Source organism: Actinomadura vinacea (assembly GCF_039532545.1).
GTDB classification, from domain to species: domain Bacteria; phylum Actinomycetota; class Actinomycetes; order Streptosporangiales; family Streptosporangiaceae; genus Spirillospora; species Spirillospora vinacea.
Genome location: NZ_BAAARW010000006.1, coordinates 18865 through 31559 on the forward strand (window position 1 = coordinate 18865; position 12695 = coordinate 31559).

Here is a 12695-nt window from a genome sequence, read left to right on the forward strand (position 1 = left end):
GTCCCCGGCACGCTCGGTGGCATGCACGACCACGAGATGAGGCGGACATGACCACCGACGACCCCCGCGCGGCGATCGCCGTGAGCGGGCTGCGCAAGTCCCACGGCGACAAGGTCGTGCTCGAAGACCCTTCGTCCGAGTCGTCCCGATGCTCGACACAGCGCTCGGCGCCGGGCCCGCGGTGCCGACGGCGCGGGTCGGAGTCGTCGACACGGTCGGGGCGGCGGACTCGTTCAACGCGGGCCTGCCGCATCAGATGGGCGAGCCCGGTCGAACCAGGTCGGCCGGTAGCGGGGGCGGCGTCAGCGTTGCTGCTCGACCTGTGCGGCGAGTCGCTTCGGGGCGATCAGCCGGTAGCTGTCCTCGACGAGCTCGGCGACCTCGTCCCAGTCCTGCTCGACGTCGAGGCGCGCGCCCACCCAGCCCTTGCCGCCGACGTACGCCGGGCGGAAGAACCGTTCGGGCGCCTCCGCCAGCAGGGCCTCCTGTACTCCCGGGCCGCCCTTGACCATCATCGACAGCCCGTCCTCGCTGGTCATCACGAAGAGCTTGTCGCGGACCCGGAAGGACGGGGCCGTGTGACCGCCGAACGGCTTCTCGGTCGCCTCGGGCAAGGCCAGGCAGATATCCCGTAGCCGGGCCAGTGTGTCCATGTCGTGTGCTCCCGTCATGCCGTTCGCGCCCCGGCCGATCGAACGGCCCTGGGCACGATTCCGTACACGGCAGTGAACCAGCCGCCTCTGACATTGCGCGGCCCGCTGCGCGGCGGGCCGCGGAGGTCTCCGGCGGCAACCGCGACTTCTTGACGACATAAATCTATAGGCATAAGGTTGATTCTCGATGCGATAGTGCGCACCCCGACCGCCGCCGGCGACCGCCGGCGGCGCCGACGTGGTGAAACCCCGGGCTGGGCGGGCGCGGTCGAGGCGACCCGGCCTTGACACCCACAATCTAAAGCAATAAGTTTGCAATTGCTTTAATATGCGGGTCGGTCAGTGGCAGAATATGCGCCCGGGCCGATCAAGCCTGCCCCGCGCGGTCATGGATCACCTTTTCTCCGCCGCGCGGTCCGCACTTTCCCGTTGTGTTCTCCGCACGTTGTGCGGCGGCAAAGAAGAGGTGCCATGAAACTCGAAGGCAAGGTCGCCGTCATCACCGGCGGCGGATCCGGACTGGGCCGGCGGTCCGCCCGGCTGTTCGCCGAAGAGGGCGCGAAGGTCGTGGTGTTCGACATCCTCGCCGAGCGCGCCGCGGAGACGGCGAAGCTGGTGGAGCAGGACGGCGGCACCGCGATCGCGGTGGCCGGCGACGTGGCGGTCGAGGCCGACGTCGCCCGCGCCGTCCAGACCGCCGAGCGGGAGTTCGGGAAGCTCGACGTCATGTTCGCCAACGCGGGCGTGGTGTCGCGGGGCGGGGTCCCCTCGGTCGCCGGCGGCGAGCAGGTGGCGTTCGAGGACCTCACCGACGCCGACTGGCAGCACGTCCTCGGGGTCAACCTCACCGGCGTCTTCTACTCGTGCAAGCACGCCGTGCCGGCGCTGCGCCGCAACGGGGGCGGCGCCATCGTCGCGACCTCGTCCGCGGCGTCCCAGGTCGCCTACCACAACATCGCGCTCTACAGCGCCACCAAGGCCGGCGTGAACGGCCTGGTCCGGGGGCTTTCGCTGGACCTGGGCAAGTACGGCATCCGGGTCAACGCCCTGCTCCCCACGCACGGGATGTCGCCGAACTTCCTGATGGAGCCGGGCGCGCCCGTCGTCGGGCAGTCGTACGAGGAGACGGCGGGCGAGTGGAGCCCCGCCCACTCGCCGATCCCGCTGAAGCTGGGCAGGCCGCCGTCGCTGCTGGACAACGCCAAGGTCGTCCTGTTCCTCGCCTCGGACGACTCGGCGTACATGTCGGGGGTCTGCCTGCCCGCGACCGACGGCGGCACCCTCTCGCGCGTGGCGATGGTCTTCGAGGAGGACGGCCCGCACGCGGCCGCTGCCGCCGCCGCTGCCGTCGACGGCGGCCAGTAGCCCGGCCGCCGGCCGAACGGCGGCACCAGTTCACCAGATCACAAGGGAGTACACGGGCATGACGACGAACGCCACCGAGGCGCCCGACCACCTGAAAGTCGACTTCGACATCTACGACCCGTCGCTCGCGGCCCCTGTGGACGTCATGCAGGAGAAGATCGCCGAGCTCGCGGCGCGCGGGCCGGTCGTCTACTCGACGGCGCACGGCGGCCACTGGCTGGTGACCGGCTACGACGAGGTGCACACGGTGCTCCGCGACACCGGCACGTTCTCCAGCTACCCGAACAACCTCGTGGACGCCGGCGACGGCAGGTTCATCCCCCTCGAACTCGACCCGCCGGACCACACCGCCTACCGGCAGGCGCTCCAGCCGCTGTTCAACCCCGTCCGGATGAAGGCGCTCGAGCCGAGCATCCGCGGCATCGTCAACCGGCTCATCGACGGCTTCGCCGCCAGGGGCGAGGCCGAGTTCGTCGCCGAGTTCGCGCACGAGCTCCCGACGTCGATGTTCCTGACGCTCATGGGCTGGCCGCCGGACGACGCCCAGATGTTCGGCGAGATGACCGACATCGCGCTGCAGGGCAAGCCCGGCGCGAGCGAGGAGGAGAGCGCCGCGGCCCGGCAGGAGGCCGCGCAGCGGATGTTCGGCTACTTCGCCGGCGTCATCGCCGAGCGCCGCGGCGTGGCCGATCCGGGCGACGACATCACCGCGGCGATCATCAACACGCCCCTCAAGGTGGACGGCGGCGAGCGCGCGCCCACCGACGAGGAGCTGGCCCGGATGTTCTTCCTGCTGCTCATCGCGGGCCTGCACACCGTGCAGGGGTCGCTGGCCTGGGGCCTCATGCACCTGGCGGCCAACCCGGAGCAGCGCCGCCGGCTGATCGACGACCCCGCGCTGATCCCGGACGCGGTGGAGGAGATCCTGCGCCTGGAGGCCGCGGTCGCCGCCGGCCGCCGGGTCACCCGCGACACCGACCTGGGCGGTGTCCGGCTCAAGGCCGGTGACCAGCTGCTCGTCCTGCTCGCGGGCGCCAACCGCGACGCCGGGGAGTTCGCCGACCCGGCGGACATGCGGATCGACAGGTCGCCCAACCGGCACCTGGCGTTCGGGTCGGGGCCGCACCGCTGCCTCGGCTCGCACCTGGCCCGCATCGAGCTGCGCATCGCGCTGGAGGAGATCCACCGCCGGATCCCCGACTACCGCCTGGACCCGGCGCGGCCCTCGGTCTCCCACTCCAGCCAGGTGCGCGGGGTGGTGCGGTTGCCGATCGTCTTCACGCCCGAGAAGGTCTGAGCCCGAGCTCGGACGTGCGGCCGGCGTCCGGCGGATCCCTCTGCGGTCCGCCCGGCGCCGGCCGTTCGCCGTCCGGACTCCGCCGGATCCCGCGCCCGCCGTATCGCCCGCGGATTACCTTTCCGTGCGATTCTCAAGGGGTGATAGGCGGTCCTGACGGTGGCCCTGACCGGCGCCGTGGGGAAAAAGTGGCAATTTTGCCGCCGCATTGTGCTATCTAAAGGCAATAGCCTGATGCTCGACGCCGACCGGAGGTGATTCGCGGTAGGCGGTCGTCTGCCATGGCTAACGGCTCCACTGAACGCAAGGCCGAGTCCGACTGTCACTCTGAGTGTCCGTCCGAGTGCGCTTCCGATGGGGTTGGCGTGGGCCGCTTCGGACCCCACTTGCGTTCTTATGGCTTTAGGTGAAACATGTGGCCCCCAGAGCTGTGGGCCGAACGGATCCATGGAGTTGTTGCGTGTGAAGAATGAGGACGAAAGCGGTTCTCGCAAACGCGTCCGGCTGCGTCCCGTAGGGCGCCGGATCGGTCTGCTGCTCGTGGTGCCGCTGCTGGCGCTGGTGGGGCTGTGGAGCTTCGCGGCCGCCATCTCCCTCGGCGCCGCGCTCGACCGGATCGAGTTCACCCGGACCGTGGACGACGTGGCGCGCCCGATCGGGCTGGTCGGGAACGCGCTGCAATTGGAACGTACTGCCGCCGCCACCGTTCTCGGCACGCGCGGCGCGCAGGGGGCCCAGCAACTACAGACCGGGCAAAAAGGTACAGACGCCGCTCTGGCCGGTTTCCGGGCCACATCCCTTCCGGCGGCCCAGGACGTCGCCGACGGGAGAACGCTGGGCTTCCTCCGCGACCTCGACCGCGAATACCGAAAGATCGCTTCGCTGCGCGAGCAGGTCGCCGCGGGCACCATCGCGCCGCTGGCGGCCATCGCCCAGTACAACGCCCTTTTCGACAGCACCAACCGGGCGATGAGCAACCTGGCCACGTCCGACGACATCGGCGCCTACCAGACCACCCAGGCGCTGGTGAACACCAACTGGGCGCGCGACTTCATGATGCGCCAGGACGCGCTGCTCTCGGCGGCCCAGACCGGCGACGGGCGCCTGCCGGTCGCCGTCCACACGGCCTTCACCGAGGCCACCGCCAACCGCAAGCAGCTGACCGACGTCGCCTTCAACGGTCCGAGCGCCGCCGTCCGGGACGCCTTCCAGCGGCTGTCGCGATCGCCGCAGTTCACCCGCTACCAGCAGATGGAGCAGGCGATCGTGGGGGCGCCCGGCCGCAGGGTCTCCGCGGCGTCCATGAGCGGCTGGCGCGCAGCGCAGCCCGCGGTGGCCGAGGAATGGTGGAACGCCACCCTGGCCGCCACCGCCGCGCTCACCGAGCAGACCGAGGCCGACGGCCGCGACGTGGTGTTCCAGCTGGCCCTGATCGGCGGGTTCGGACTGCTGGTCGTCATCGCCTCCATCGTGCTGTCGCTGCGGTTCGCCCGCTCCATGTCCCGCGAGCTGCGCGGCCTGCAGCGGGCGGCGCAGCAGCTGGCCCACGAGCGGCTGCCCCGGGTGGTGGCGCGGCTGCGCGCGGGCGAGGAGGTCCAGGTGGACGCCGAGGCGCCGCCGATCAGGGCCGGGCGCACCCGGGAGATCGCGCTGGTCGCCGAGGCGTTCACCACCGTGCAGCGCACCGCGATCGAGACCGCGGTGGGCGAGGCCGAGATGCGCGGCGGCATCAGCCGGGTCTTCATCAACCTGGCCTGGCGGAGCCAGTCGCTGCTGCACCGGCAGCTGCGGATGCTGGACGCGATGGAGCGGCGCGTCACCGACCCCGACGAGCTGGAGGACCTGTTCCGCCTCGACCATCTCACCACCCGCATGCGCCGGCACGCCGAGGGCCTGGTCATCCTGTCCGGGAAGGAGACCGTCCGGGGCTGGAAGGAGCCGGTGCCGGTGGAGCACCTGCTGCGGGCGGCGCTGGCCGAGGTCGAGGACTATGCCCGGGTGGACGTGATGGCGCTGACCCCCGTCCAGTTGCAGGGCGCGGTGGTCGCCGACGTGGTGCACCTGCTGGCCGAGCTCATCGAGAACGCCGCCTCGTTCTCGCCGCCGACGACCGAGGTGCTGGTGCGCGCCGAGCTGGTGGGCAACGGGCTGGCCGTCGAGGTGATCGACCGCGGGGTCGGGCTGGACGCCGACGACCTGGCGGAGATCAACCGGAGGCTGGCCCAGCCGCCGGAGTTCGACCTGGCCGACAGCGACCGGCTGGGCCTGTTCGTGGTGGCGCGGCTGGCCGTCCGGCACGGCATCCAGATCGTCTTGCAGCCGTCGGCGTACGGAGGCGTGACCGCCGTCGTGCTGCTGCCCACCGGGCTGCTGGCCACCGGCGACGAGACCGCCCCGCCGGAGGCGGCGGCCCAGGTGCCGCGGCCGGTCGAGCACGCCGGCGCGGCCGTCGGCGCGGGCCCGGCGATGCCCGCGCTGGCGATGCCCGGGACGCCCGGGCCGCCTGAACCCTCGCGGTCGCCGATCGACGGCCGCCACCGCACCGGGCCGCCCCGGCACACGGGCAACGGCGTGCAGCCTCCGCCTCCGTCTCCGCAGATGGGCAATGGCGCGCCGCCCCCGTACACCGGCAACGGCGTGCTGTCCGGACCGGTGACGGGGGGCATGGCCGAGGGACCCGTGCAGGGCGGGGAGCAGGGCGAGGAGTTCGACGCCGAGACCGGCGGCCTGCCACGGCGCAGCCGCCAGCAGCACCTGGCCCCGCAGCTGCGCAACGCCGGCGCCCGCCACCGCAGGCGGGCGGCGCGCCCCGAGCCGGAGCCGGAGGCGGAGGAGCCGGCCGAGCGCTCGGCCGGGCGCAACCGCGATCTGCTCTCGTCGCTCCAGGCGGGCTGGTCGGCCGGCCGCGATGACGACGACGAGGACCGATCGACGGTGTTCGAGGAACGACTGGACCGGGGAGACCTGTGACGCAGAAACGCACGACCGCCGACCTGAGCTGGCTCTTGGACGAGCTGGTCGATCGCGTGGGGGAGGTGCGGCAGGCCGTCCTGCTGTCCCGCGACGGCCTGCTGATGGGGGCCTCGCGCGGTGTCGGGCGGGAGGACGCCGAGCATCTGGCCGCGATCTCCTCGGGTTTCCACAGCCTGGCCAACGGGGCGCGCGAGCACTTCGGCAAGGACGAGGTGCGGCAGACGATCGTGGAGATGGACGACGTGCTGTTCTTCGTCTCCGCGGCCGGCAGCGGCAGCTGCCTCGCCGTGCTCTGCGACGCCGGCGGCAACACCGGTCTGGTCGCCTACGAGATGACGATGCTCATCAAGCGGGTCCGCAAGCAGCTCTCCGCGGCGCCCCGGGCAGGCTCGCCGGGCCTGGCGGGCTCCTCGCGCGACGCGACATGAGCCCATGGACCCCAGGGACATGGAATCGCCGAGAGAGCGCTGGATCGACGCGGACGCCGGGCCGCTGGTGCGCCCCTACGCGCTCACCCGCGGGCGCACCAAGGCCCCCGGCATCCGCCTCGACTTGATCACGATGCTGGTGGCGACCGGGCTGCGGCCCGGAGAGCGGGCCCGGCTGTCGCACGAGCAGCGGCGGATGCTGGAACTGTGCCGCACCCCGGCCACCCTGGCCGACCTGACCTCCGACCTGGACCTCCCGCTGGGCGTGGTCCAGGTGCTTCTGGCCGATCTCCTGCAGCAGGGCCTGCTGGAGGAGCCGCGCTCGGCTTCGCTGGCCGAACGACCGTCCCCCGAAATCCTCCAGAGAGTTCTCGATGACCTCCGCGCCCTCTGACACTCCCTCGTCCCCGTCCTCCTCACACCCGCTCGGCTCGGGCGACTGGCGGGACTCCCTGCCCGGCGCCGGCGGGGACGCTTCCCGGATGGCGCTGAAGATCCTGGTGGCGGGCGGCTTCGGCGTGGGCAAGACCACCCTGGTCGGCGCGGTCAGCGAGATCCGCCCGCTGCGCACCGAGGAGACCCTCACCAACGCCGGCGTCGGAGTGGACGACCTGCGCGGGGTGGAGGGCAAGACCACCACCACCGTGGCCATGGACTTCGGCCGCCTGGCCTTCAACGACGGCATCACGCTCTACCTGTTCGGGACGCCGGGGCAGGAGCGGTTCTGGTTCATGTGGGACGAGATGGCCTACGGGTCGATCGGCGCCGTGGTGCTGTGCGACACGCGCCGGCTGACCGCCAGCTTCGCCTCCATCGACTTCTTCGAGCAGCGCGACACCCCGTTCGTGGTGGCGGTGAACTGCTTCGACGGCGCCCGCAGCCACACGCTGAAGGAGATCCGCACGGCGCTGGACGTGGACCCGCACATCCCGATCGTGCTGTGCGACGTGCGGCAGCGGGACTCGGCCAAGAACGTGCTCATCAGCCTGGTCGAGCACGCCCTGGATCTGTCCTAGCCGTCCTCGCCGTCCTGGCCGCGGCCGCCCGCCGGCGGGGCGGTGGTCACGCCCAGCAGGAAGGCCCGGATCGTCTCGGCGAACAGGTCCGCCGCGGTGAGTTCGTTGGCCTTGACCGCCTGCGCCAGGGCGGGCTGGGAGGCGGGGTCGACGTGGCCGAAGATCCGTCCCCGGCGCGCCGGCCTGCGCATCGCCTCGGTGACGGCGGCGCCCAGCGTGAGCTTCTCGAGCCCGTCCAGGATGAGCACGTGCAGGCCGGTCGCGACGCCGGCCTGGGTGAGGAACTCGGCCGCGTCGTCGTAGAGCGGGCTGAGCATGTCCCGGGGCAGGAACTCCAGGAGGATCGGGGCGGCGTTGCCGTGCCGCAGGATGACGCGCCGGAAATTCATGGCGAGCGCGACGAACCAGTTCATCCAGTCGTCGCCGCTCGGTTTGCGCGGTATCACCGTTTCCAGGACGATGCTCTGCGCGACCTCCTCCAGGATCTCCGCCCGGTCCTCGAAGTGGTGGTACAGGGACGGCGCCCGGACGCCGAGCTCGCGGGCCAGCCGCGGGAGGCTGAACGCGCCCAGCCCTTCGGTGTCGATGATCGCGAGCGCGGTGGCCACCGCTACCTTGCGGTTGATCAGCGGCTGGGATGGTCGGGGCACCGCACCAGTATGCCCTAGCCGGCGCTTGGTCAGGAGCGCGCCGGAACGGCGGGATTCCGCAGGTCAGTCCGCGCCGACCAGGCGCAGCGCGAACTCGGTGTACTGCCAGGAGACCTCGTTCTCGCCGAGTTCGCCGTCCGCGCGGAACCACGCCGCCACGCCCATGCCCAGGTCGAGGATCGCGTACGAGGCCAGCCGCGCCGACGACACCCGGAACCGGCCCGCCGCGACCCCGTCGTCGACCAGCGTGCGGAACCGCAGCTCGTACTCGGCCCGCCGCGACAGGACCGCGGACCGGTGCGGCTCCACCAGGCTGCGGATCTCCCGGTTGCCGACGAACGCCTCCAGGCGGTTGCGCGCGTGGTAGCGGACGTGCGCGTCGACCGCCCGCCGCAGCCGCTCGGTGGGGTCCGCGGTGCCGGCGGTCGCGCGCGCGTGCTCGGCCAGCAGCGCGTCCATCGTGGCGACCATGATGCCGGCCAGCAGTTCCTGCTTGGACGCGACGTGCTTGTAGAGGCTCGGCCCGCGGACGCCGACCCGCGCGCCGATGGCGGCCATCGTGGTGGCCTCGTAGCCGTGCAGCGTGAACAGTTCCAGGGCGGCGGCGCGGATCTCCGGCATCCGGGATGCTGCGGCACCGGCCATGTCACGCTCCTTGGGAAGATGGCTGGAAGACGGCTGGAGGGCGGCTAGCCAACGATAGCCGGTGAACGTACATCACGGCCGGGATGCCTTGACACCGTGGACGACGTTCGGATTCCATCGGCTAACAATGATTAGCTCCTGGAGGTGTCATGGCCGTTGACCTCGAGCCGGACCCGGTGGTCGCCGACCTCGCCCGGCGCACCGCGGACTTCGTCCGCGAGGTGGTGATCCCGGTCGAGGAGCGCGGCGGCGGCGTCGTCCGGGACGACTCGGAGCGGGTCCGGCTGCAGCGGGCGGCGAAGGAGGCCGGCGTGTTCGCCCCGCACGTCGGTCCCGAGTTCGGCGGCCACGGCCTCGACATGCGGGCGCGCGCGGTGGTCTTCGAGGAGGCGGGCTACTCGCTGCTCGGCCCGCTCGCCCTCAACATCGCCGCGCCCGACGAGGGCAACATGCACATGCTCGAACTCATCGCGACCGAGGAGCAGAAGCGGCGGTACCTGGCCCCCTTGGCGGCGGGCGAGATCCGCTCGTGCTTCGCGATGACCGAGCCCGCGCCGGGGGCCGGGTCCGACCCCGCGGCGCTGAGCACCCGGGCGGCGCGGGTCGGCGGCGGCTGGCGGATCGACGGGCGCAAGTGGTTCATCACCGGCGCCGACGGCGCCGGGTTCGCCATCTGCATGGCCCGCACGTCCGGCGACCCCGGCGACCCGGGCGGCGCCACGATGTTCCTCGTCGACGCCGGCAACCCCGGGATGAAGCTGGTCCGGCACATCGACACCCTGGACGAGAGCCTGTACGGCGGCCACCTGGAGGTGCTGTTCGACGGCTGCGTCGTCCCCGACGAGGCCGTGCTGGGCGAGGTCGACGAGGGCTTCCGCTACGCCCAGGTCCGGCTCGGCCCCGCCCGCATGACCCACTGCATGCGCTGGCTCGGCATCGCGCGCCGCGCCCAGGACATCGCCGTGGGACGCGCCGCCGAGCGCGAGCTGTTCGGCTCCCGCCTGGGCGACCTCGGCATGGTGCAGCAGATGATCGCCGACAACGAGATCGACATCGCCGCCGCCCGCGGCCTCGTCCTCCAAGCCTGCTGGGAACTCGACCAGGGGCGGTCGGCCTCGCAGGCGACCTCCATCGCCAAGACGTTCTCCGCCGAGGCCATCTGGCGGGTGGTGGACCGATCGCTGCAGATCTGCGGCGCGCTCGGGGTCTCCGGCGATGTGCTGCTCGGCCGCTTCCTCCGCGAAGTGCGCCCCTTCCGCATCTACGACGGCCCGTCCGAGGCGCACCGCTGGGCCATCGCCCGCCGCGTCATGCGCCGCCACGACAAAGCGGCCCGTCCCTGACGGCCGCACCCGCCGCCCTGTCCGTCAGCGCTGTCCGTCAGCGTTGCAGGGCGGCGGTGCGGGTGGCGCGCAGCGTCACGGCGTCAGGACGACCTTGGTGCACTCGTCCTGCTTGTGCTTGAACATCTCGTAGCCGGCCGGCGCCTCGCTCAGCGGCAGCCGGTGGCTGATGACGTAACCGGGATCGATGGCGCCCGACTCGATGCGGTCCAGCAGCGGCCGCATGTAGCGGTGGACGTGGCACTGCCCGGCGCGCAGGGTGATCGAGCGGTTCATCAGCGAGCCGATCGGGAACTTGTCCATGACCCCGCCGTAGACGCCGATCACCGAGACGATCCCGCCGTTGCGGCAGGCCGTGATGGCCTCGCGCAGGGCGTGCGGCCGTTCGGTCTCCAAACGGGTCGCCTGCTTGGCGCGGTCGTAGGCGTGCACCGCGGGATTGGCGTGGTGGGCCTCCATGCCCACCGCGTCGATGCAGGCGTCCGGACCGCGCCCGGCGGTCATCTCGCGCAGCGCCTCCTGGACGTCGGTCTCCTCGTAGTTGATCACCTCGGCACCGCCCTTGTCCCGGGCCATGTCGAGCCGGTAGCGGAAGCGGTCGATGGCGATGACGCGCTCGGCGCCCAGGAGGAAGGCGCTGGCGATGGCGAACTGCCCGACCGGTCCGGCGCCCCAGACCGCGATGGTGTCACCGGGCTTGATCTCGCACATCTCCGCGCCCATGAACCCGGTCGGGAAGATGTCGGACAGGAACAGCAGCCGCTCGTCCGGCAGATCGTTCTCGATCTTGATGGGCCCGACGTCGGCGAACGGGACCCGGGCGTACTCGGCCTGCCCGCCGGCGAACCCGCCGAGCATGTGCGAGTAACCGAAGATCGCGGCGGGGGAGTGGCCCATCAGCTTCTCGGCCATCCCCGCGTTGGGATTGGAGTTCTCGCACAGCGAGTACTGCTCGCGCGCGCACGCGCCGCAGTTTCCGCACGCGATGGGGAACGGCACCACGACCCGGTCGCCGGCGCGCAGGTTCGACACGCCCGGACCGGTCTCGACCACCTCGCCCATGAACTCGTGGCCGAGGACGTCGCCCTTCTTCATGGTCGGGACGTATCCGTCGTACAGGTGCAGATCCGAGCCGCAGATCGCGGTCGAGGTGATGCGCACGATCGCGTCCCGGGAGTTCAGGATGCGCGGATCGGGGACGTCGGTCACCTCGACGGTGTTGCGTCCGGTCCAGCAGTTGGCCTTCATATGCGGTCCTTTCGGCGTCGCGTCTGGGTCAGGCCACCGGCTGTGCCGGTCGCTGCCGGGCCGGGCGCATGGCGCGGACGCCCTCCGGGCTGGCCTCCGACCGGACGACCTCGCCGGTCTCCATCACCTGCTTGAACCGGCGCAGGTCATCGCGCACCTGCTGCTCGGGGTCCTCGCCCAGCAGCCTGGCCAGCCGTGCGCCCGCCTGGCCGCCGGGCGGGGCGTACCGCAGCTCCACGCGCACCTCGGTGCCGCGGTTGCCGGGCGCGTCGGTGAACCGCACCGCACCGTGGCTGCCGATCTCGGCGCCCGGCATCGAGCGCCACGCGACCAGCTCGCCGGGGCGGTCTTCGGTCACCTCCGCCTCCCAGGACATCGTCCTGCCGCGCAGTCCGCGCATCGTCCAGCGCGAACGTCCCGGCCCGATCTCCTCGACCGACTCCAGGTGCGTGATGAACGCCGGCAGGTTCTCCAGGCGCCGCCAGTGCGCGTACACCTGCGCGCGGGGGCGGTTGATCGTGATGGCGGCGTGCACGTGCAGCGGGCCCGCACCGGTGTACCGCCGCTCCTCGCCGGCCCGGCGGAGCGCGCGGGCGTTCCGCACGGCGGCGTAGACGTCCACGGCGGTGATCCCGGCGACCGCGGTGAGCGCGACCTGCACCCGGCCGCGCCCCCGCATCCGGCCCCGGCCCCGGCCCCGGCCCGGCGGCCGCCGGCGCAGCGCCCCCGCCAGCAGCGCGAGATCCATCGCGTCGCCCGCCACCCGCGTCCACGTCCACGGCGCGGGCCTGCGGCCGGCCAGCAGCGCGCCGGCGTGCAGCAGTTCCCGCGCCCCCACCATCGGCACGATGAACCGCGCCGCGGTGGAGTGCTCCAGGCCGCTTGCCCGGCGCACCGCCCGCGGCATCAGCAGCCGCGGCGCCGCCAGGCCGAGACTCGCCCAGCCGAGACCGCGGGCCAGCCTTTCGGCCGCGTCGGCGTCCTCGCGTGAAGTCATGATCGTCCCCCCGAGCTCGATCGAGCCGGGCGGCCCCCCGGTGCGGAGCACATCGACCCGGCATGACGCGCCGTACCCCG

12 protein-coding genes are annotated in these 12695 nt (G+C 72.1%); 7 read left to right on the plus strand and 5 right to left on the minus strand.

Translation table 11 applies throughout. The annotated features are described in order from the left end of the window. Positions 1-302: 302 nt before the first annotated feature. Positions 303-653: an MmcQ/YjbR family DNA-binding protein gene (locus ABD340_RS08730; protein WP_344588119.1), complete on the minus strand. Its 351-nt coding sequence runs from the start codon at positions 651-653 to the stop codon at positions 303-305. 471 nt (positions 654-1124) lie between these two features. Here ABD340_RS08730 and ABD340_RS08735 point away from each other — a divergent pair, with 471 nt between their 5' ends. The 6 genes from ABD340_RS08735 (at position 1125) to ABD340_RS08760 (ending at position 7732) form a co-directional block, all read left to right on the plus strand. Next, positions 1125-2018, plus strand: a complete 894-nt coding sequence (locus ABD340_RS08735) for an SDR family NAD(P)-dependent oxidoreductase (RefSeq protein WP_344588120.1) — start codon at positions 1125-1127, stop codon at positions 2016-2018. 58 nt (positions 2019-2076) lie between these two features. Then, positions 2077-3315 (plus strand): cytochrome P450, encoded by a 1239-nt coding sequence (locus ABD340_RS08740; RefSeq protein WP_344588121.1) that lies wholly within the window; start codon positions 2077-2079, stop codon positions 3313-3315. Between the two features lie 462 nt (positions 3316-3777). Next, complete coding sequence (locus ABD340_RS08745) at positions 3778-6285, plus strand: nitrate- and nitrite sensing domain-containing protein (RefSeq protein WP_344588122.1); 2508 nt, start codon at positions 3778-3780, stop codon at positions 6283-6285. Continuing rightward, positions 6282-6716: a roadblock/LC7 domain-containing protein gene (locus tag ABD340_RS08750; RefSeq protein WP_344588124.1), complete on the plus strand. Its 435-nt coding sequence runs from the start codon at positions 6282-6284 to the stop codon at positions 6714-6716. The genes ABD340_RS08745 and ABD340_RS08750 overlap by 4 nt, the downstream gene beginning before the upstream one ends. A 19-nt stretch (positions 6717-6735) precedes the next feature. Then, positions 6736-7110, plus strand: coding sequence for a DUF742 domain-containing protein (locus ABD340_RS08755; RefSeq protein ID WP_344588125.1), 375 nt, complete (start codon positions 6736-6738; stop codon positions 7108-7110). Then, positions 7091-7732: a GTP-binding protein gene (locus tag ABD340_RS08760; RefSeq protein ID WP_425547326.1), complete on the plus strand. Its 642-nt coding sequence runs from the start codon at positions 7091-7093 to the stop codon at positions 7730-7732. Before ABD340_RS08755 ends, ABD340_RS08760 begins: the two co-directional genes overlap by 20 nt. On the opposite strand, the gene ABD340_RS08765 is transcribed toward ABD340_RS08760, so the two are convergent. Both ABD340_RS08765 and ABD340_RS08770 read right to left on the minus strand, forming a co-directional pair. Beyond that, entirely contained in the window at positions 7729-8382 is a 654-nt protein-coding gene (locus ABD340_RS08765; protein WP_344588126.1) for a TetR family transcriptional regulator, read from the minus strand. The two genes, ABD340_RS08760 and ABD340_RS08765, sit on opposite strands and share 4 nt — an antisense overlap. 63 nt (positions 8383-8445) lie before the next feature. Continuing rightward, complete coding sequence (locus tag ABD340_RS08770) at positions 8446-9027, minus strand: TetR/AcrR family transcriptional regulator (RefSeq protein WP_344588127.1); 582 nt, start codon at positions 9025-9027, stop codon at positions 8446-8448. Positions 9028-9176: 149 nt separating this feature from the next. Between ABD340_RS08770 and ABD340_RS08775 the strand changes: the two genes are divergently transcribed. Next, positions 9177-10370: an acyl-CoA dehydrogenase family protein gene (locus ABD340_RS08775; RefSeq protein ID WP_344588128.1), complete on the plus strand. Its 1194-nt coding sequence runs from the start codon at positions 9177-9179 to the stop codon at positions 10368-10370. 75 nt (positions 10371-10445) lie between these two features. On the opposite strand, the gene ABD340_RS08780 is transcribed toward ABD340_RS08775, so the two are convergent. Next, a complete protein-coding gene (locus tag ABD340_RS08780) occupies positions 10446-11618 on the minus strand; it encodes a zinc-dependent alcohol dehydrogenase (RefSeq protein WP_344588130.1) in 1173 nt (390 codons plus the stop codon). 28 nt (positions 11619-11646) lie between these two features. Continuing rightward, complete coding sequence (locus ABD340_RS08785) at positions 11647-12615, minus strand: SRPBCC family protein (protein ID WP_344588132.1); 969 nt, start codon at positions 12613-12615, stop codon at positions 11647-11649. Positions 12616-12695 lie beyond the last annotated feature (80 nt).